This is a genomic window from Flavobacterium sp. Sd200 (assembly GCF_009826935.1).
Taxonomy (GTDB): Bacteria; Bacteroidota; Bacteroidia; order Flavobacteriales; family Flavobacteriaceae; genus Flavobacterium.
This window is the reverse complement of record NZ_WUMN01000001.1, coordinates 611,204-630,164: the sequence shown is the minus strand read 5'-3', so window position 1 is coordinate 630,164 and position 18,961 is coordinate 611,204. Positions and strand designations below refer to the sequence as shown.

Annotated in this window: 21 protein-coding genes and 2 tRNA genes; 15 read left to right on the top strand and 8 right to left on the bottom strand. The window is 37.3% G+C overall.

Going from position 1 to position 18,961, the window contains the following annotated elements; all coding sequences use genetic code 11:
• Positions 1-2: 2 nt before the first annotated feature.
• From GR160_RS02825 to GR160_RS19255, 10 genes are read left to right on the top strand one after another with little or no spacing between them, the layout of a single operon-like run.
• Positions 3-266 carry a hypothetical protein gene (locus GR160_RS02825; protein WP_160748311.1) on the top strand — a complete coding sequence of 88 codons (264 nt, stop codon included), beginning with the start codon at positions 3-5 and terminating at the stop codon, positions 264-266.
• A complete protein-coding gene (locus GR160_RS02820) occupies positions 250-585 on the top strand; it encodes a hypothetical protein (RefSeq protein WP_160748310.1) in 336 nt (111 codons plus the stop codon). Before GR160_RS02825 ends, GR160_RS02820 begins: the two co-directional genes overlap by 17 nt.
• Complete coding sequence (locus GR160_RS02815; RefSeq protein WP_160748309.1) at positions 585-1,139, top strand: hypothetical protein; 555 nt, start codon at positions 585-587, stop codon at positions 1,137-1,139. The genes GR160_RS02820 and GR160_RS02815 overlap by 1 nt, the downstream gene beginning before the upstream one ends.
• Positions 1,115-1,612 (top strand): M23 family metallopeptidase, encoded by a 498-nt coding sequence (locus GR160_RS02810; protein WP_160748308.1) that lies wholly within the window; start codon positions 1,115-1,117, stop codon positions 1,610-1,612. The genes GR160_RS02815 and GR160_RS02810 overlap by 25 nt, the downstream gene beginning before the upstream one ends.
• Positions 1,609-2,199 (top strand): peptidoglycan-binding protein, encoded by a 591-nt coding sequence (locus GR160_RS02805; RefSeq protein WP_160748307.1) that lies wholly within the window; start codon positions 1,609-1,611, stop codon positions 2,197-2,199. Before GR160_RS02810 ends, GR160_RS02805 begins: the two co-directional genes overlap by 4 nt.
• A 5-nt stretch (positions 2,200-2,204) precedes the next feature.
• On the top strand, positions 2,205-2,669 hold the full coding sequence (locus GR160_RS02800) for a hypothetical protein (protein WP_160748306.1): 465 nt from the start codon (positions 2,205-2,207) through the stop codon (positions 2,667-2,669).
• Between the two features lie 2 nt (positions 2,670-2,671).
• A complete protein-coding gene (locus GR160_RS02795) occupies positions 2,672-5,401 on the top strand; it encodes a zincin-like metallopeptidase domain-containing protein (protein WP_160748305.1) in 2,730 nt (909 codons plus the stop codon).
• Position 5,402: 1 nt separating this feature from the next.
• Positions 5,403-5,726: a hypothetical protein gene (locus GR160_RS02790; RefSeq protein ID WP_160748304.1), complete on the top strand. Its 324-nt coding sequence runs from the start codon at positions 5,403-5,405 to the stop codon at positions 5,724-5,726.
• 12 nt (positions 5,727-5,738) lie between these two features.
• The gene (locus tag GR160_RS02785; RefSeq protein ID WP_160748303.1) at positions 5,739-6,107 is read left to right on the top strand and encodes a hypothetical protein; all 369 of its coding nucleotides are present in this window, start codon (positions 5,739-5,741) and stop codon (positions 6,105-6,107) included.
• A 33-nt stretch (positions 6,108-6,140) separates the two neighbouring features.
• On the top strand, positions 6,141-6,308 hold the full coding sequence (locus tag GR160_RS19255; RefSeq protein WP_202390693.1) for a hypothetical protein: 168 nt from the start codon (positions 6,141-6,143) through the stop codon (positions 6,306-6,308).
• Between the two features lie 129 nt (positions 6,309-6,437).
• On the opposite strand, the gene GR160_RS02780 is transcribed toward GR160_RS19255, so the two are convergent.
• The gene (locus GR160_RS02780) at positions 6,438-7,679 is read right to left on the bottom strand and encodes a site-specific integrase (protein WP_237421159.1); all 1,242 of its coding nucleotides are present in this window, start codon (positions 7,677-7,679) and stop codon (positions 6,438-6,440) included.
• A gap of 56 nt (positions 7,680-7,735) precedes the next feature.
• A tRNA-Met gene (locus tag GR160_RS02775) sits at positions 7,736-7,808 on the bottom strand.
• A 240-nt stretch (positions 7,809-8,048) separates the two neighbouring features.
• Between GR160_RS02775 and GR160_RS02770 the strand changes: the two genes are divergently transcribed.
• Together GR160_RS02770 and GR160_RS02765 are read left to right on the top strand one after the other, a co-directional pair.
• On the top strand, positions 8,049-8,501 hold the full coding sequence (locus GR160_RS02770; RefSeq protein WP_160748302.1) for a 6-carboxytetrahydropterin synthase: 453 nt from the start codon (positions 8,049-8,051) through the stop codon (positions 8,499-8,501).
• A gap of 282 nt (positions 8,502-8,783) precedes the next feature.
• Positions 8,784-9,008, top strand: coding sequence for a hypothetical protein (locus tag GR160_RS02765; protein WP_160748301.1), 225 nt, complete (start codon positions 8,784-8,786; stop codon positions 9,006-9,008).
• A gap of 720 nt (positions 9,009-9,728) precedes the next feature.
• On the opposite strand, the gene GR160_RS02760 is transcribed toward GR160_RS02765, so the two are convergent.
• The 5 genes from GR160_RS02760 to GR160_RS02740 form a co-directional block, all read right to left on the bottom strand.
• Positions 9,729-9,809 (bottom strand) — tRNA-Tyr (locus tag GR160_RS02760).
• A 158-nt stretch (positions 9,810-9,967) separates the two neighbouring features.
• On the bottom strand, positions 9,968-11,539 hold the full coding sequence (locus tag GR160_RS02755) for a murein L,D-transpeptidase (protein WP_160748300.1): 1,572 nt from the start codon (positions 11,537-11,539) through the stop codon (positions 9,968-9,970).
• Between the two features lie 205 nt (positions 11,540-11,744).
• Positions 11,745-12,617 (bottom strand): T9SS type A sorting domain-containing protein, encoded by an 873-nt coding sequence (locus GR160_RS02750; protein ID WP_160748299.1) that lies wholly within the window; start codon positions 12,615-12,617, stop codon positions 11,745-11,747.
• Between the two features lie 185 nt (positions 12,618-12,802).
• Positions 12,803-13,693, bottom strand: a complete 891-nt coding sequence (locus GR160_RS02745; protein ID WP_160748298.1) for a T9SS type A sorting domain-containing protein — start codon at positions 13,691-13,693, stop codon at positions 12,803-12,805.
• A 104-nt stretch (positions 13,694-13,797) separates the two neighbouring features.
• Positions 13,798-14,616: an AraC family transcriptional regulator gene (locus tag GR160_RS02740; protein WP_160748297.1), complete on the bottom strand. Its 819-nt coding sequence runs from the start codon at positions 14,614-14,616 to the stop codon at positions 13,798-13,800.
• 199 nt (positions 14,617-14,815) lie between these two features.
• Between GR160_RS02740 and GR160_RS02735 the strand changes: the two genes are divergently transcribed.
• Positions 14,816-15,571, top strand: coding sequence for an AraC family transcriptional regulator (locus tag GR160_RS02735; protein ID WP_160748296.1), 756 nt, complete (start codon positions 14,816-14,818; stop codon positions 15,569-15,571).
• 24 nt (positions 15,572-15,595) lie between these two features.
• Positions 15,596-16,756: an NAD(P)/FAD-dependent oxidoreductase gene (locus tag GR160_RS02730; protein ID WP_160748295.1), complete on the top strand. Its 1,161-nt coding sequence runs from the start codon at positions 15,596-15,598 to the stop codon at positions 16,754-16,756.
• A gap of 66 nt (positions 16,757-16,822) precedes the next feature.
• Here GR160_RS02730 and GR160_RS02725 read toward each other — a convergent pair whose 3' ends face one another.
• Positions 16,823-18,460 (bottom strand): ABC-F family ATP-binding cassette domain-containing protein, encoded by a 1,638-nt coding sequence (locus GR160_RS02725; RefSeq protein WP_160748294.1) that lies wholly within the window; start codon positions 18,458-18,460, stop codon positions 16,823-16,825.
• A gap of 205 nt (positions 18,461-18,665) precedes the next feature.
• Between GR160_RS02725 and GR160_RS02720 the strand changes: the two genes are divergently transcribed.
• On the top strand, positions 18,666-18,866 hold the full coding sequence (locus GR160_RS02720) for a hypothetical protein (RefSeq protein WP_160748293.1): 201 nt from the start codon (positions 18,666-18,668) through the stop codon (positions 18,864-18,866).
• The last annotated feature ends 95 nt before the right edge of the window (positions 18,867-18,961 follow it).

Here is an 18,961-nt window from a genome sequence, read left to right as displayed (position 1 = left end):
ATATGTTGTTAGCAAAATTTAGAAACTGGCTATTGCCAGTGTTACTGGCCTTGGCAGGCAGTGCGGAAATGTTTATTGGTTTGTTTAGTGAGATCGTAAAAGATGCCGGGCTTCCCTCCTACTATGTTCATGTGTTCAGGATGGTGGCACTTTTCATGACAGTAGTACTGATAAAAAAAGAGCCTCCAAGCTACAGAAAAGTAGAGAAACAACGGTTAAAGCGCATAGGAAAATTAGACCATGTACAGAATGAAGAACCCACTTGATTATATACGCCCGGTGCCAAAAGAATGGATTGAGGCAGCTTCATTCTTATCGGCTGTAATGGCTGGATCTGTCTACAAGATGATAAACCAAAACAAAAAGGGTATCAAGATAACCCTTAAAACAATGCTTGTAGAGGCGTTTTCATCATTCTTTATAGCCTTTGTTGTTTATGCGGTACTCAATCAGTTTCTACACTTCAATACCTTTTTTACATACATGATGTGTAGCCTTGCAGGGAGCATGGACACTCTGATACATTCAAAAATAGAAGCATTAATCGACGTGGCATTTAATGCCGCTAAAAATAAGATAGAATAATGGAAAAATATTTTAACCGATCTGTGGTTTGTTGGTTTCTTTTTCTGCTTTTACTGGCATTCATGGTAAGCTGCGGCCGTAAGCCTATGCCCGGCATAGACAAAGCCACAAGCGATGTAAGCACTACAAGCCGTGACTCCAGTGCTGTAACAGATCGTAACCTCGCTATTATAGACAGCCTCAAAGCCTACATAGGCGGCATAAGAACAACAAAGCCTGAATGTGATAGTGTGTGCCAAGAGGCTGTAGACCGTGCATTAGCAGGGCTAAACACGCAAAAAACTTCCGGCAATAATGGCTATGGCATTTATTACGATAAATACAACAAGCTACTTGTAATGTACACAAGGCTTGCCGAAACTAAAAACGAAAAAACAAATGTTGCCAAGGCCAGCACACGCACGGTTACTGTAACCATTACCAGGAACAACCCTGTGCCATATACCCCAACGTATATGAAATATAGCGCGTGGTTTGGTTGGGCTGCGGCAGCATTTTTTATAGTAAGAGCCTATTTAAAACGAACAACATGGCTACCAAAAATATTTACCTAATAGCAGGTGGCACAGCAGCACTGATAATTATAATACTACTTATGAAAAATAAAAAGGTTTTTACTCCAGTAACAAAAAATATGAAGTTCCGCGGATATGATCCGTTAGGTAGTGGTGCATTTGGCGCGCATCGATCAGGGAACACAAGGAAGCACAGTGGTGTAGATGTCTTGGCAACTCCTGGTCAGGATATATTTGCTCCTATATCCGGTACTGCTGTACGTGTTGCTTATCCTTATAAAGATGATCTTAGCTACACGGGCATCCTTATCAAAAATGCAGAGTATGAGGTAAAAATGTTTTACCTAAGCCCTACTGTGGTAATGGGTAAGCAGGTAACAGCCGGACAAAAAATAGGCGTTGCGCAAAACATCACTGCAAAACATGGTGCAGCAATGCAGAACCACGTTCATTTTGAGGTTCGCAATAGTGCCGGTGTATTAATAGATCCAACTAACATGTTCAATGTATGAAAGGCGTAAAAACTCAATACCTCGTTATTGGCGGTTTGGGTTTAACTGCCATTGCCTATGGCCTGCTTAAAAAAAAGAGTGTGCCGGTTGAAAACATAGAACCCATTACAACACAACCAACAACACCTGTTGCAACAACGCCAACGCTAAACAACAGCCTGTTGCTTAAAAAAGGCAGTACCGGCAATGAGGTTAAGCAGCTTCAAACCCTGTTAGGTGTTACGGCTGATGGCATTTTTGGTTCGCAGACTGAAGCCGCATTGAAAGCTAAAAAAGGTGTAACGCAAATAACACTGGCCGCTTACCGAACCACAGCCGATATAAATAACAGTGCTTTGACCGTTGGCACGCGAGTAATGGCAAACCGTACCAATGGTGTGGCTGTAAATTCTGTGATAAGCCTTGCAAATAACACTTTTAGTCCTGGCAGCTACGCTACCACCTTTAACTATGGTAGTGAGATCGGAACAATAGTGTCAGTATCTAATCCCGCTAAAACAAGCTATGTTGTTGAGTATAGCGGTTGGTTTACTGCATGGATACCTACCAAATATTGGGTTAACGCCGCTGATGTGGCAAAAATTTAAAGCGTATGAAAACAAAATATGTAGTTGCAATCGGCACTGTAGGCTTAGTAGCTTTAGGAATTTACCTGTATAACAAAGCAAGGCAATTCAAAAAGGTATTCGACAACATGCGCGTATGGCCTTCAGGGATAAGGAACATTAGGGTACAATTGCCTTACCTCCTTTTCAACCTTGATATTACGCTGCAAAACCCTACGGACGTGCCTTTTTCTATTACAGGCGCATCACTTGTAACACTGAGGCGCGTTGTAGTGTATCGCAATGGTAAGTTCTTAGGGCAGGCAGAGGTAAATCTTGCCGGGTTAGAGATACCTGCCTTTGGTACCACCGTAGTGCGCGACCTGCCTTTTAGGTTTGAACTGGTTAACGTACTTGATAATCTAATTAACGCTGAAAGCCTCACTGTGAACGATCTGACATTATCGGCAGTGGTAGAAGTTTTTGGGCAGCAATACGAAATAGAGGGGTAATTATGAGTGTAGTTAAGAAATTCAACGGCCTCAATGGTTCTAAAATTAGCCGCGCACAAATTGTAAAAATGATTGCCGAGGCTAAAGACCAGGAACAATTTGCCGTTGCTGCAAGGCTCGAAAAGGTGTTAGCCAATTATCCTGAGGCAACAAGCTTCAAGTTTTCAATTCATGATCCCGCTATAGAGGTGGTGCCGGATAGCATCCTTTTTACACTGGATCAGGAAAGCGAGAACCACGAGCAGGTTTATGGCCTCGGAAAGCCGGTTACACCCAATGAGATTTACAGCTACGTGACCGACCTTATTTTGAATACCATTCAGGAGGTTGGGCACCTGCCATGGCAAAAGGAATGGCAAGGCAGCGGCAACGATGGCCAGGCGCGCAACTATGTGAGCAAAAGGCCATACAGCGGTATAAACTTCGTTCTTTTAAATTTTGATATTGCAATGGACGAAAAAGGCAAGCCATACCTTGTACCAATTGAATTTGAACAACCGTATTACCTGACTTTTAATCAAATAAACGAGGCTAAGGCGACACTTAAAAAGGGTGCAAAGGCGCACCGTGTGGTGTATTACAGCATGCTGTACAATTACAAAAGTGATTCTGCAGAATTTAAAGGCAGCGACCGCAAAGCTTTTGAAACCTTTGTAAAAGAAAACGGCATCACTAAAAAGGATATGCAGGATAACCTTACGCGCATCCCTATGCTGAAATATTACAATGTATTCAGGGCCGATGATTGCACGGGGTTAAAGTTCCCTAAGCTTCAGCCAACTAAAAAGGTTGAGCCTATTGCTGCATGCCAGGCTATTATAGACAATTACCCGAAGCCGCCAAGATATACATTTATAGGCGATAAAGCTAGTTACGCCCCGACTAAAGATGTGCTTAACATGCCTAAGATAGAGGCGTTTAATTTTGAGGCCGCTTATTACAGTACTTTTTTCCATGAAATGGTACACAGCACCGGGCATAAAAAAAGGCTTGATCGTGATTTTGAAAATAAAACCAGTAAAAAGGATTATGCCTTTGAAGAATTGGTAGCAGAGCTGGGCGCGGTCTTCCTTTGTTCTGAGGCAGGTATATTGTTCCAAACGCGTGAGAATTCAGCAAAATATCTGAGTGGTTGGAATAGCCGACTGACGAAAGAACTGAAAGAAGACAATCGTTTTTTCCTGAAAGCTGCGGCACAAAGCCAAAAGGCTGCCGATCATATTCTTGATGCTGACGCCGATGGCGTTCCAAAATACTTGCAGCTTGTAGCCAATGAGGTCGAAAAAGCAAAACCGGTAAAGAAAACCAAACCGAAACAACAGGCTAAGGAAATTAAAGGCTATGCGATTGTTGACAATGTTAGCGGTCAAATAATTGCTTCTAAAGAAACTTTACCTGAGTTAAAAGCAGTGTATAAAGCTTTGGAACGCAAAAAAGCATTTACAACACTTTCGGCATTGGTATATGAAGTTATAAAGGTAAAAGGCAAAAATAAGCTTGGAGCCTTAGTGGAAGTAAATTGGGATAGCGAAAAACAACCGTTTAAGAAGCTTACTAAAGAAAAACTGGAGCAAGCCAACCCAAAACCTTTTGCCAACAAACCTAAAAGTGTTAGTGTGGCCAGTGCTATTGATGATATTTTGGCGACAGGCAATTATCCTGGCATAAAGCCGATGCAAGCTAACGTTCTTTATACCTTGACTAAAGATATTGAAGATTTTGAAGAAGAAATTGATTTAATGCGTACCTCTGAATTTCAGGATGCAATTTTGAATGGGATTAGCAATAGGTACATATATAAGTACGATTCAGTTTCAATGTCTGTAAACGCTGATGGAGTTAAGCTTATTACGGCTATAAAGAACCGCATAGACAGCAAGAAAAACCAAAAGACTAATTACGCGCTCTTTGATGGTCTTAAAAGGCCGTTAGTTCCGGAAGCTGCGCCACAGGCTCCGGTTACAGAACCAAAGCCAGCGGCTACAGTAAGTAAAGACCCACGCATTCAAAAAATAGGTGGTGGAAATAATAAACCGTCAGAGTTCTATACCGTTCAGGGCGAGGTTGGCAAATTTTTACAGCGCGTGGAGCGCAAGCCGGTACAGAGTGTCGTTATAACAATGGATGGCGAGCAAGGCGCAGGTAAGACAACTACACTGTACCATTTTATAGAGGCTTTTGCCGCACCCGGCAACAAGTGTTTGTATATCTCAGGTGAAGAACATCCGGATAGTACACTGGCTACCGATAAAAAGGAAAAATACCTTTCGGAAGCGGGTAACGATAACTTAGATACAATTCCTGAAGTTACCGGTCCTGAAGATTTATATAACCTGGTTAAGGACTATGATGTAGTTTTTATTGACAGTTGGCAGAAACTGGTGCGCATGAACTGCAAGGGGTTAAGGCTTGACGAAGATTTGCGCAAAAGGTTTAACGGTAAAGTGTTCGTTATCATTTTTCAGCAAACAACAGACGGCCGTACAAAAGGAGGCGCAGAGGTTGTATTTGATGGGGACATAATTATTAAGATGGTTAAAGAAGCAAGGTTCTCTGACAACTATGCTTATTTCGATAAAAACCGTTACACCCAGGTACCACTCGAAACGATACGCTACAATATAGCAAGTGGAACGTGCTACAACCCGGAGGCACCGGCAGAGCCGGAACCGCAGGCAGAGCCAGTTGCAGAGTCGGCAGCAAAACCAAAATTATTATTTAAAGCAGTTTAGTATGGGCTTAGGAACAAAGATATTAATAGGTGCCGGAATACTCGTATATATATATAGGAGTAACTTTTTCACAAATACACAGTGTGAAGTATGCCGTTGCTGGCCTAATACAAGCCCCTATATCGGATACGCGGTAACAAGCCCGGCAACTGTATCGGTCTACAAAATAAATGAGTATGGGTATAAAGTACAGTATGAAAATTGGGATGCATGGATTAACGACGGTGAACCCGAACTACTATCGCTTTTACCCGAAGAACTAAGCGCAATTAGCACGCTAACCACGGCTAAAATTTTTGAAATAGGAGGTTACAGAACATTATAATTTTAAAACAACATGGACAAAAAAAAGAAAATTATTTTAGGTGTTGCAGTGTTAGGTGCTGCGGCTTTTATCTTTAAGGACAAGCTATTCCCGTCTTCGTCTACGACAGCAGGTAAATCAGGAGGCTCAAACAGCCCTTATGAGGGAATGATAATACAGGAAGAAGGCTCACAGGGTTGGGGCAAGGTATTTAACGGGGAGTATATACCCTATTGGACTGATACCGCCTGGCAGGCAGATACTGGAGGAATATTGCCAACGGTAATTTCAGCAGCAGAGTTTGCTAAGATACCAAAGGCATCCGAAAAAGGCATTGACCTTAATGCTACCGGTGTTGCCGTAATCAAAGACCACTATGGTAACACCTTTTCTTTAAGATAATAATCAGGTATTAACTTTAATATATAAAACGCAATGGCCACAAAAAAGACAGGCACAAAGAGAAAGAAAAGCCCATCTGCAAAAAAGATGTGCAGGAAAGTTGTAAAAACTGAAGGCATCAACCAACGCACCGGGCAATTAAAGCCAGGATACAAATACAAAAAAGGAGGTGCCGTAGTAAAGGCAAAAGCCAAGAAATAAAAAAACCGCTCGTTTGAGCGGTTTTTTGTTTTTATCCGTCCTGCAAACGGATGTAAATAACCAATGATGGACTCAAATGTAGCCATAAAATAGTTGTTTACAAATGAATTGGCTTATAATTAAGAAATGCTATTGCTTTTTCTTCTTTAGCAAAGCTGAATAATCTTCCGGCAGCTCTGCATCTATATCTCGCAGGTAACTATCCAGGGCTTTCATACTCGTGTGTCCAGTAATGAGCATAAGCCGGCTTTTGGCCTCAAATGGCGAGTAAGTTTTTCTTATCTCGCGGTATAGCTTAGTTATATAGGTGTGCCTGAAACTATACAGTCCATAATCTTTACCAAGATCCAGTTCATCTTTTATTTTTTTAAACCTTTCGGAAAAATAATTACGTCTGTTTATATCGGTGCCATCTGCAATACCTGACATATTTTTAAATATAAAATCATCCAATTTATGATTTTCAAAATCCGGTAGGTCATCCAAAAGTATCTTTGGAATGATCTTAACCTTTACCGGCTGGTTTTTAGCCTTAACCCTAAGTGTTTTGTCCGTTACAGAAATATCACGCACTGTTAAGCGTACTACTTCTATTGGCCTTAAAAAGTTTAAGGAAATAAATTTTACAAACAAATGCAGCTGAGGGTCTTTTTTACGCAGCAGATCCAGTACCTTTTCTTCCTGGTCGGTGGTAAACGTCTTATTTTTTGTTGGTGTTGCTTTTAATATGTTGATCTCTTCAACAATATTTTCTTGTACGATAAAATTAGCCTTAAGTGTTGCATATAAAGACGAAAGCCCTGTACGGGTATTGTTCCGGTTCCTTGCACTTGAACGCTCCAATACCTGGTTTAAAAAGTCAACAATTGTAACAACATCAATAGTAGACATTGGTGCATTTTCAAACCCCTCTTCAATAAGATACTTTTTGAATTGCAGTACCCGGCTCTTATGATCAGGGTAACTGGTAGTAGAAAGTGTTTTCTCCGCAATATTAAGTCCTATAGTAATGGCTTCTTCTACTGTTTTGTTAAGGGCTATAACTTTGGAGTTTTTAATCCTGGCTTTCTCAGCCGATTTTTCATCATAAGGATTATAACCGCTTTCAAGAATCCGCTCCAAGTTCTCTACAGCAATCCTTACCGCTTTGCGCCTGGCACGTAAACTATCGAAGTCAGCAAAGTTCAAATAGATATTGGGTTGCCGCTCTAATTTACCCGTTTCAGGGTTACGGAAAGAAAAATAAATATACCAACGTGCCTCGAGATTTCCCCCGGCATCGTAGGTGCTTATCTTTCCATATTGCTTTTGTTTTTTCAAATCATGTTCAAAATCATGTTCAAGCAACAAAAGCCGTAAATTTGGGGGCATAAAAAAACGGTTTTAAATTTCTCTAAAACCGTTTATTGGAGGGCATTTGCACTTAGTAGCGGGAACAGGACTCGAACCTGTGACCTTCGGGTTATGAGCCCGACGAGCTGCCTACTGCTCTATCCCGCGATGTTTCGAGTGCAAATATACAACCAATATTCAATTTTGCAAGCATTTTTCTAAAAAAAGTTTTTAATTTTATGTTTTATTTATCAAATGATGATTAACTTTCACTCTTATCAACTAATAATTAAACACTTAAAAACATGTAATATTATTCAATGCCCTATTTTCTTAAAACATCAATGTTAGAGTATACTTTAACTAAAGTGTTTATTTTGTAAATTTGCAGACTCAACCTAAGAAACAATGAGCAAAATAAGGATTACCAAACAATTTACTTTTGAAACGGGACATGCGCTTTATGGCTACGATGGCAAATGTAAAAATGTACATGGTCATAGCTATAAATTATCTGTGACCGTTATGGGCAGCCCTATTGATGATACTGAAAATGTAAAATATGGAATGGTTATTGATTTTGGCGACTTAAAAAAAATTGTGAAACAGGAAATAGTAGATGTTTTTGATCACGCAACAGTTTTTAATAAAAATACACCTCATGTAGAATTAGCTAAAGAATTAAGTGACCGGGGACATCATGTAATACTTGTAGATTATCAACCCACAAGTGAAAACATGGTTATAGATTTTGCTGAAAAGATAAAAACAAATTTACCTGAAGGCATTCTTTTACACTCTTTAAAATTACAGGAGACCGAGACATCCTTTGCAGAATGGTACCAGGCTGATAATACTTAACTATATTTTTATTGAAAAATAGCTGGTACTATTTTTTATTTATTCTAAGCAATTTCATTTAAGGTCTTTATATGCTATAAAATAGTTCTCTAATAGGTAAGAACAAAACAAAATTAGCTATTTTGAAGATACATTTTTTCATTTCAAACAGAATAAACACATCTTTAAATCATAAATTGTGAGTGAATTTTAATTACATATTAAAAAACAAAAAAACGAGTGTTTTTTTTTGTTTTTTAAACAAATAGTATATATTTGTATTATAATTTAAACCCCAAAATTATGAAGAATAGTCTTTTAAAGTGGTACATGCTAGCTTTTATGCTGGTTAGTAATTTAGTTGTATTTGCTCAGCCTGGCTCAGGAGGTCAGGGACCTGGCGGACCAGAAGGTGGAGACGAAGATGACGTTTCTTTAAATGGTAAAATTTTCCTATTAGGAATTTCAGGAATAATTTTTGCTTACATGTATTACAAAAGGTTTCTTAGTAATAAGCAATCAGTATAATACATAAATAGTTTTAAAAGTGCTTATTTTATATAGTAATTTAAGAATAAACACTTAAGACATAATAATATGGGGTGAAAATAAAATTTCACCCCATATTGTTTAAATATAAATCAACACAAGTAGAAACGGACATCCTAGTTTCACTCTTCTTTATTTTTAGAAGTTATACTTTACCCACCCTCCTGTATTCTTAGCCATTCAAAAAATACGTAGTTTAAAAAATTTACCTATTATACTTCCGTACTAAATATAGCATTAAGCCACTTTAAAACGCTTTAAATTTGGATCAAAGCCATTTTTTAGATTTAAAATGTAAAGTCCTGAAATGACGCCTCAACAATTTTGAATTTACATACACCTCAAGAAACAAAACTTCGTACCCAAATACCTCTATCGACATTTATGTCACTCATTACACAAAAACTACAGAATAATTCTATCAGCACACTTTATAAAATTAGACATTAGAGAATCTTAATTATCCCTTATTAATTTTGACTTAAGACACTTCTACCATTCTATATAGTAAAATCTTAAAAAATTATCTTTTCAAAAAAACCTTGAGAGAGAATCTTTCATTATAAAATTTAGTCATTCGAAGACATTCTATGAAATATCGCTCTAAAATTTTCCACATTAGTCTTTGATTAAGGAGTATTGGAATCCAAAATAAGAACACAAAAAAAGCCTCAGTAAAACACTGAAGCTTTTAGTTTGTGGGGAGAGCAGGATTCGAACCTGCGAAGGTTTCCCAACGGATTTACAGTCCGTCCTCGTTGGCCGCTTGAGTATCTCCCCTCCTTGGCCTAATTCAAGAATTTTCATTCCCTCATTGCGGTTGCAAATATACAGTTGTTTTTTAAGTTAACAAACATATTTACTACTATTTTTAACGATATTTATTAAACAACTGTATATAAGCAGTATATATTTTAATTTTTATCAGTATTTTTTATTTAAGATTTATAAAGCAGGTCTGCCAGGCTGTTATCACGCTCATAAACATCATTAAAAAAGACGACACTCCCATTCTCATCTGCCCATGCTGTAAAATAAGTTATATATACCGGTATTTTAGTTTTAAGCACATAAGTACTTTCTTTTTCCGAATTCATAGCTTTATCTACTTTAGTCTCGGTCCAGTTACCATCTTTTTTGGTTATGGCAATGGCAAGATCTCTGGCCTTTTGCACACGAACGCATCCGTGGCTAAAAGCCCTGTCATCGGCATTAAATAAACTTTTAGCAGGAGTATCATGTAAATAGATGTTGTTAGAGTTAGGAAACATAAACTTTACTTTCCCTAAAGAGTTTTGTCCGCCTGGTTTTTGCCTAACCATATTGCCATGCCATTCCATATTATGTTCTGCCAGATAGTTTGGATTTTTTGCAATACCAGGTTTAATTTCTTTCTCTAAAATACTTTTAGGAATGTTCCAATAAGGGGCAAAGGCAAGATAACTCATGTTACCGCTAAATACAACAGTCTTATTTAGCTCTTTACCTACCACTACGTTAGATATCATGAATAATTTACCGTCTCTCACATATCGAAGCCTGTATGAAGGTATGTTAACGGCAATGTATTCCTGTTGCTTATCAATATCAGGAGTAATCCAGCGGCAACGCTCCATATTAACCGTAATAGTCTTAATTCGGCTTTCTACAGGTATATTAAGTTCCTTAACAATTGCAGGCCCCACTTTACCATCAAATTGCCTGAAATGACTGGTTTCATAGCTTGTAACCGATTTTACAAGCTCATCATCAAATTTTGTTGACTTAGAATCACTGCTTAAATAGCCCTCAGTAAAAAGTCTCGCCCTTAATTGTGCCACGGCAGGATAATCATCCCCCTGTTTTATAGATTTCACTCCGTCGGGCAATGCAATTTCCTGCCATCCGCCTTTTGCTTCAATATCTTTATACTTTTTAAGTCCTTTTTTTAGGTTGTAATAACCACTGAATAATTCACCCGAATCTTTATTAAACAGCTTTGGATCCTGCATCAATGTATCAAGATAGGCTACATAGTCCGTTTTTTCACGAGGTAAAAACCATCCGGTTTGTTTGCTTTTTGTAGTATCTAAGCCATTCAGCACTTTCTTGGCATAATAAAAATAAGTAGAACTTATAAGCAGTTCAGAGTTTACATCGGGCCTTTCTCCCCTACCATTATTTTCGAATAATTCGTCAAGCTCTTTTTTATAAGGAATTTTTCTTGGCAAACCATCGGCATCAAGTTGGTTTACCCGATTGTATAACGCTTCTGCCATTTCTATAAATCCTTTTTTTTCGTGCCATATATAATGGTTATGCTTACGGTAAAGCTCACCTATCTCGCCTCTAAACTCTTTAAAATCTGGGTGTTTTTCAAAAAAAGCCCCAAATTGTGTAGTGTCTAATGCTATCTCTTTCGTGTCGTTGTCATTGTGGTCATGCACTTCCGTATTACCTGATTTTTTACAGGATATTACACTTAAAAGCGCACCTAAAACAACCAATGTCAGGATTCTCGTTTTTCTCATGTTTTTATCATAATTACTTCTAATATAAAAATAATTTTCACAGATCTAATACCAAACTCATTTAACTTTTGTTTTTCTTTTTAAAGGAAATTAAAAAAATAAAACCCTCCAAACACAGAAGCTGTACGGAGGGTAATAAAAAAAATCACGCTATAAAATTATTGAAAACTAAAACCAATGCATATACTGCATTTTAAGGTAAACATTATTGTTTGATGAACTTTATGTTTTGTAAGGCATTATTGTTATTTAATTGCAAATAATAAATACCCGATGGAAGAGCTGTAACTTCAATCTTTCCGGTATGCACATTGTTGTTTTTTAAAACAAGCTTTCCTAGGGCATTAAAAATAGTTACTGTCCCCTGAAAACCATCTAAACTTAAAGCGTTGACTACCGGATTAGGATAGACATTAAATTTCTTTTGTTGCAATTCATCTCCTTTCAAGACCTCTTCTGTAAGTGCTATATTATCTACAGTAAAAAAGGAAGCTACTCCATCCGGAGCCAAAATACTTGCATAACCGGGCCTGTTCATCAAAGAGCAATCTAATAAAACTTTTACAGTATCAGGGATTTCATTACTTGTATATGCTACAGGACAAACAAAACGAATATAGTCTTCTGAAGCATCAAGTAAAACATCTCCGCTTCCAATGGTATCCTGGTGCGAAAGAGCCTCATTCCATTTAGTAAGATATATTGATGCCGAAGCCTTATCATCGATCTCCCCTACTCCGGAATAAACCCTGTTGCCTGTGTATTTATAATACCCAACCAATGCTGTTGGGCGAAAATCTATTGGTGCAGTTTGCTCTGCCATATCTTTAGTATAATTATACCAAATACTCATTTTTAGGGCATAGTTCCCATTTTGAACATCAGTAACCGGAGGGAAATATGTATTTGTATCTTCCATAATTGCGCGCCCGTTGCTAATAGTCCACCCAACTGGCCTGTTTGCAAATATTACATCCGTAACCGGGTTTATCCATTCTTCAAAATCTGTATTTTGTAATTGCGCAGTAGCAAAAAACGGCGCTATAAATGCTAAAAATAAATAAGTAATTGTTTTCATAATTTCTTCTTTTAAAGTTTTATTATAACAAACTTATGCTAAGAATTATCAAACAGAGTTATTAAAAAACCGTAAACAATTGTAGTTTTAAAACTAAATACCAGTAGTTTATAAAAATAAAAAGCAGCGCATCTTTAAAATACTGCGCTGCCTTAGGGTGTTTGAGTTAGTGTAAGTATAAATGATTACTTTTTAATGAATTTAGCCGTATGTATAGCTTTTCCATCATCAAGTTTTACATTATATAATCCGGGTTGTAGAGACAAAACAGAGATACTTTCTTTTTGTTTTTGAGAAAGAACAAGTTTTCCTGTGGCATCATAAACTTCTACATCTCCTTTAAAGTCTGTAAATTTTACAACGTCTGTTGTAGGATTAGGATACACCGCAAAATATTTTTGTTTTTGCATGCCTGTACCAAGACTCGAGCGGCCTGAAGACTCTTCTTCAATCAGTTCAATATTATCTATTGTTAAAAGCGAGCTCTGTCCCCAAGATGAGAATAGCACCGGATAGCCTTCATGATCCATTACAGAACAGTCAAACTTTACAGTAATACTATCCGGAATCTCGTCACTGGTATAAACTATTTCGCATTCAAATTCGCTGGCAAAGATTGTACCTCCTAAAAAAACATGTCCGGTACCAATTGTATCATGCCTTGAGGCAGCCTCATTCCATTTCGTTAAATGTACTGTTACAGATGCCAGATCATACAAATCTCCTGCATCGCTGGTAAGCATGGCATCCGTATATTTATACAGTCCTTTTAGTGCGGCAGGCCTGTAAGATATTGGGGCGGTTTGTGTAGCCATATCTTTTAAGTAGGAATACCACACCCCTAACATTAAAGAATAATTACCGGTTAAGGCATCTTCTATAACCGGAGAATAATTAGCATTTACAGGTCCTAAACCACGACCATTGTCTATGGTCCAGCCAAGTGGACGATTTACTTGTGTCTGATCTGTTCCGTCCGGCTCTATTGCCCATTGTTCAAAGCCCGGGTTTTGCAACTGCGCAGTTGCCATAAAAGGCAGTGCTATTGCCATAGCCAAAGTGGTAATTGTTTTCATAACATTTTTATTTAAATTTTATAAAAACAAAACTACTTTTTACAAATGAAGCAGAAGTTATTAAAAAACCGTTAATAATTTTAGTTTTAATGTAAAGCTTAAATTTATGCTTTTCTAAAAATAGATCCCTGTAATTCAGATGGTGTTTGCCCTGTGTGGGTTTTAATAAATGCGCTAAAATTAGCAGGACTGTCAAAGTTCATATAATAGGCAATTTCCTTAAGCGACAATTGGTTAAGCAGCATAAGACGGCGAATTTCTAAAATGGTCTCTTCATGAATAAGCTTTAAAGGTGTTTTTGCGATACCTGCCTTGCAGGCTGCTGTAAGTTTATCAGGGCTACACCCTAAAATATCGCAATAATCGGCAACTTTCTTTTTCGATTTTATGTGTTGGGTTACCAACGACAAAAACTGCACTATTAAATTGGCATCCTGAAAATTGGTATAATTATTATAATGCTCTGTTAGGGTTATGAGTATAATTTGCAGGTAACTATATGCCTTGTAAATAGATAAAGACGAAAGTTGCTCTGTTTGATTGAGTTTCAAAATACTTTCGGCAAAATTATACAGGCGCGCAAAAGTTGCCGGGTCAAGATCAAAAATAGGGTCAGGAAAATACAAATTGTAATGTCTCAAGGGGTATATAAATTCAAAAATGTCTTTTCTAAACTGTATCAAAAGCCCTTGTGCAGTGCCGCGTTGCATTAAGTGTACCTGCCCCGGGTAGACGGTAAATATTTGTCCAGGTTGTATTAAATAAGGATTGAAATCGATATACTGTTGCCCACAGCCACTTTTAATAAGTATTATTTCAAAATAATCGTGCCTGTGCGGATGATGAAAATCATAAGGGTTGGGATAATCTAACGGCTCTATAATAAGCAGTTTTCCCGGGTGGGGTAAAGATATTGGCTGCATGGTGTAGGGATTTTAGCAATAAAACAACCAAAGTTTTCAAACCCCTAACTAAACCATAAATTTTTATTAATTTTTCAAACATAATCACTATTTTTTAATATTACAAAAAATAATTCACCCATTAATTCTGAGAAAGTTTTATAAATAAGTCTATGAGAAGTTTTATAAATTTACTTTCACATTGCAAAACAGACACTACATGCACAGTAATTTTGTATATAAATTTGTTAAACCTGAAGCTACAATCTCCGACTTTGTAGAAAGTATTGGTATGTTTCAAAATCCTACCGATAGTCCTAAAGAAGTTGTTGTAATGCCAGATGGCAGAGTTGATCTGTTTTTTTCTGTCTCAGCATCACAACCCTATCATGTTACTCTTGTAGGATTGGAAACTTTTCCTGAAACAAGAAACGTTTTGCCACACACCCACACATTTGTAGTAAGTTTCAAGCCACTCGCTGTTGAATATATTCTTAAACTGTCTATAGCCGATATTATTAACAGTGCGAAAGAGTTGCCTCATGATTACTGGGAATTTACCGAAGACCAACCTAAAGATTTTGAAGCATTCTGTCAAAAGGTAACAAGCAAAATAATATCACTGCTACCCCAAAATATTGATAATCGTAAAAGAAAACTTTTTGATCTGATATATGCATCAAATGGCTCAGCAACTGTTAAGCAGCTCGCAGATGAAGTTGGGTGGAGCAGCAGGCAAATAAACCGTTACTTTAATCAAACATTGGGGCTTTCACTAAAAGCCTATTGTACTATACTGCGCTTTAGAAAATCATTAGAACATATTGCCCATGGCAAACTTTTTCCTGAGGAAGATTTTACTGACCAGACTTACTTTATTAAAGAAATAAAGAAATTTTCGGGTGTAGTACCTAAAGAATTATCTAAAAATAAAAACGACCGATTTGTACTATTATCCGTCTTAAAACAGCGATAATTTTGTGTCATTAATTTAAAAGACATGAAATTACAAAATAAACAAATTGCCATTGTGGGTGGTGGCCCTGGTGGCCTAACATTAGCAAGACTACTGCAGCTTAACGATTTAAATGTAAATGTTTACGAAAGAGATTTTGATAAAAATGCCCGCGTACAGGGCTCTCCTCTTGATTTGCACGAAGAATCCGGATTGGCGGCTTTACGCAAAGCCGATCTAATAACAGCGTTTGAACAAAACTTTATGCCGGGAGCAGATAAAAAAATTATTACTGATAAAAATGCTAAGATATGCTTTAGCGATCATGATGATAAAAAAGAATATAATTTTGGCAGTAAATATTTTAGACCCGAAATAGATCGTGGGCCATTAAGAAATATACTTTTAGATTCTTTAAAACCGGAAACGGTTGTTTGGGACAGCCATTTTATTTCGATGGAAAAACAAAATGACGGCTGGCTCCTGCATTTTAAAAACGGATCATCACATTATGCTGATATTGTAATTGCTGCCGATGGTGCTAACTCTAAAATCCGTCCGTATATTACAGATATAAAATCAGTATATTCAGGCATCACAATGATCGAAGGCACGGTAGGCAAATCTAAAATTTCTATTCCAAATATAAATGCTATGGTAAAAGGAGGCAAAATAATGGCTTTTGGAAGTTCTAAATGTATATTGGGCGGTCAAAAAAGCGATGGTGATTTCGGTTTTTATCTTAGCATTAAAACAGACGAATCATGGACCAACAGCAATGGTATTGACTATAACGACAAAAAACATTTTTTTGACTGGTTTAAAAAAGAATATTCCGATTGGGGCAGTAAGTGGGATGAGCTTATAGAAAATGTTACAACTCCTTTTGTGCCCCGACCTATATACTATATGCCGTTAGATCAGCAATGGGAGACAATGCCTAATTTAACCATGTTAGGCGATGCTGCCCATGTAATGCCTCCATTTGCCGGAGAAGGAGTAAACATGGCAATGCTTGATGCTTTAGAACTTAGTGAATGCCTCATATCAGATAAATTTGGCAGCCTATATGAGGCTATTTCACATTACGAAACTAATATGCAAAAAAGAGCAGCAATAGCTGCAGAAGAATCTGTTGTAAACGGAGAATTAATGCATTCAGAAAATGCACTTGATAAAATGATGGAAATGTTTAGCCAACACTGATTCTTGATTTACACTATAAATAAAGCCCTGAAAATAATAGTTATTTTCAGAGCTTAATATTTTCATTTACTTCTTTTCTATATCTCTAAGGTTTTCCATTTTTTTATGTTCAAGGAAACCTTTAATATCTTCAAAATGTTCTTTAACGCGTTTATTACCAAATTCGAACACTTTAGTAACCAATCCGTCAAGAAAATCCCTGTCGTGAGATACTAATATAAGTGTTCCGTCAAAGGCATTAAGTGCATCTTTTATTATGTCCTTGGTTTTCATATCAAGGTGGTTGGTAGGTTCATCCAGTATCAGTACGTTAACCGGTTCAAGAAGCAGTTTTATCATGGCAAGGCGTGTTTTTTCGCCACCCGAAAGCACTTTTACCTTTTTAGTGGTATCATCTCCGCTAAACATAAATGCACCCAGAATATTCTTTATCTGTGTACGGATGTCGCCTTCGGCAATACGGTCTATGGTTTCAAAAACAGTAAGTTCACCATCTAATAACGATGCCTGATTTTGGGCAAAGTATCCAATTTTTACATTGTGGCCAATTTCAAGCGAACCTCCGTCATAACCGATCTCGCTCATTATAGCTTTGACCATAGTAGATTTACCTTCGCCGTTCCTGCCCAAAAATGCCAATTTTTGTCCACGCTCAATAACCATCGATGCGTTATTAAAAACTACATGATCGCCATATTTCTTGCTTAATTCACTAACTACTACAGGATACTGTCCGGATCTTGGTGCAGGCGGAAACTTAAGCCTTAGTGCCGATGTATCTACTTCGTCTACCTCTACAAGCTCCAGTTTTTCAAGCATTTTTACACGAGACTGCACCTGCAATGTTTTAGAATAGGTTCCTTTAAAACGCTCAATAAATTCCATATTCTCGGCAATCATTTTTTGCTGCTCGTCATAAGCCTTTTGCTGGTGGGCACGGCGGTCTTTTCGCAACTCTAAATAATGACTGTATTTAGCTTTATAATCATAAATACGTCCCATAGTAACCTCAATGGTACGTGTAGTAATATTATCTACAAAAGCGCGGTCGTGGCTAATTACCATAACTGCTTTTGCACTGTTTATAAGGAAATCCTCAAGCCATTGAATGCTCTCAATATCCATGTGGTTTGTAGGCTCATCCAGTAAAATAAGATCGGGCTTTTGTAAAAGTATTTTAGCAAGCTCTATACGCATACGCCATCCCCCGCTAAATTCAGATGTTGGCCTTGTAAAATCTTCGCGGGTAAAACCCATACCTGTAAGTACTTTCTCTACTTCAGCCTCATAATTTACTTCTTCGATAGAATAAAACTTTTCACTCAACTCAGACACTTTCTCAATGATCTTGTAATACTCATCCGACTCATAATCTGTGCGCACAGTAAGCTCTTCGTTAAGTGCATCGATCTCGGCCTTCATTTTAAAAATGCCTTCAAAAGCTTTAGAAGTTTCTTCAAAAACGGTTGCGTCATCTTTAGTAAGCAGGTGCTGTGGCAGGTAAGCAATTACAGTTCCTTTAGGCGATGATATTTGCCCTGACGAGGGTTTATTTTCTCCTGCTATAATTTTTAGCAGTGTCGATTTTCCTGCGCCATTTTTACCCATAAGGGCTATTTTATCGGTCTCGTTTATAGAAAAAGAAACATCGCTAAAAAGTGTGGTACCTCCAAACTGTACCGCAACTGAATCTACTGTGATCATGAGGTGTTTTTTTGAAGCCGCAAAGATAGGATAATAACTATGTTGCTAAAAAAGAAATTATTAATAAAACATAAAAGCTATACAAATATATAGTTATGTTTAGTGCCTTAAACATTGTTCATCTTCAAAAAAATCAGTACATTTATAATGATACTCTTTCTAAAAGAGCATCAATAACCTATTGTATAACATAAAATTTTATGTCATGAAAAAGTGGGTTCGTTCCGGCCTAGTGTGGGCCGGTATACTATATGTTATTACCATGGTGCTTTTTCCTTTAGCAGACCATGAAAGTTTTAATACAGAAAAACTATTGCTTGGCATACCCCTTTGGGCAGTAACAGGACTAATTTTAGGCTATCTGTTCGAAAAAAAGAAAAGCAAAAAAGCTGTTACAGGAAAATAATTAAAGTATTATTTTACTACTAAGTAGCTTGGATTTTTATTCTTTATCCGTCTAATAAATAATTAATCATCCGGTCGTTAACCATATAAAATTAA

What these genes read in the sequence shown, in the direction of transcription:
- GR160_RS02825 (WP_160748311.1), top strand. Translation starts at nt 3, where the DNA reads ATGTTGTTAGCAAAATTTAGAAACTGGCTATTGCCAGTGTTACTGGCC.
- GR160_RS02820 (WP_160748310.1), top strand. Translation starts at nt 250, where the DNA reads ATGAAGAACCCACTTGATTATATACGCCCGGTGCCAAAAGAATGGATT.
- GR160_RS02815 (WP_160748309.1), top strand. Translation starts at nt 585, where the DNA reads ATGGAAAAATATTTTAACCGATCTGTGGTTTGTTGGTTTCTTTTTCTG.
- GR160_RS02810 (WP_160748308.1), top strand. Translation starts at nt 1,115, where the DNA reads ATGGCTACCAAAAATATTTACCTAATAGCAGGTGGCACAGCAGCACTG.
- GR160_RS02805 (WP_160748307.1), top strand. Translation starts at nt 1,609, where the DNA reads ATGAAAGGCGTAAAAACTCAATACCTCGTTATTGGCGGTTTGGGTTTA.
- GR160_RS02800 (WP_160748306.1), top strand. Translation starts at nt 2,205, where the DNA reads ATGAAAACAAAATATGTAGTTGCAATCGGCACTGTAGGCTTAGTAGCT.
- GR160_RS02795 (WP_160748305.1), top strand. Translation starts at nt 2,672, where the DNA reads ATGAGTGTAGTTAAGAAATTCAACGGCCTCAATGGTTCTAAAATTAGC.
- GR160_RS02790 (WP_160748304.1), top strand. Translation starts at nt 5,403, where the DNA reads ATGGGCTTAGGAACAAAGATATTAATAGGTGCCGGAATACTCGTATAT.
- GR160_RS02785 (WP_160748303.1), top strand. Translation starts at nt 5,739, where the DNA reads ATGGACAAAAAAAAGAAAATTATTTTAGGTGTTGCAGTGTTAGGTGCT.
- GR160_RS19255 (WP_202390693.1), top strand. Translation starts at nt 6,141, where the DNA reads ATGGCCACAAAAAAGACAGGCACAAAGAGAAAGAAAAGCCCATCTGCA.
- GR160_RS02780 (WP_237421159.1), bottom strand. Translation starts at nt 7,679, where the DNA reads ATGCCCCCAAATTTACGGCTTTTGTTGCTTGAACATGATTTTGAACAT.
- GR160_RS02770 (WP_160748302.1), top strand. Translation starts at nt 8,049, where the DNA reads ATGAGCAAAATAAGGATTACCAAACAATTTACTTTTGAAACGGGACAT.
- GR160_RS02765 (WP_160748301.1), top strand. Translation starts at nt 8,784, where the DNA reads ATGAAGAATAGTCTTTTAAAGTGGTACATGCTAGCTTTTATGCTGGTT.
- GR160_RS02755 (WP_160748300.1), bottom strand. Translation starts at nt 11,539, where the DNA reads ATGAGAAAAACGAGAATCCTGACATTGGTTGTTTTAGGTGCGCTTTTA.
- GR160_RS02750 (WP_160748299.1), bottom strand. Translation starts at nt 12,617, where the DNA reads ATGAAAACAATTACTTATTTATTTTTAGCATTTATAGCGCCGTTTTTT.
- GR160_RS02745 (WP_160748298.1), bottom strand. Translation starts at nt 13,693, where the DNA reads ATGAAAACAATTACCACTTTGGCTATGGCAATAGCACTGCCTTTTATG.
- GR160_RS02740 (WP_160748297.1), bottom strand. Translation starts at nt 14,616, where the DNA reads ATGCAGCCAATATCTTTACCCCACCCGGGAAAACTGCTTATTATAGAG.
- GR160_RS02735 (WP_160748296.1), top strand. Translation starts at nt 14,816, where the DNA reads ATGCACAGTAATTTTGTATATAAATTTGTTAAACCTGAAGCTACAATC.
- GR160_RS02730 (WP_160748295.1), top strand. Translation starts at nt 15,596, where the DNA reads ATGAAATTACAAAATAAACAAATTGCCATTGTGGGTGGTGGCCCTGGT.
- GR160_RS02725 (WP_160748294.1), bottom strand. Translation starts at nt 18,460, where the DNA reads ATGATCACAGTAGATTCAGTTGCGGTACAGTTTGGAGGTACCACACTT.
- GR160_RS02720 (WP_160748293.1), top strand. Translation starts at nt 18,666, where the DNA reads ATGAAAAAGTGGGTTCGTTCCGGCCTAGTGTGGGCCGGTATACTATAT.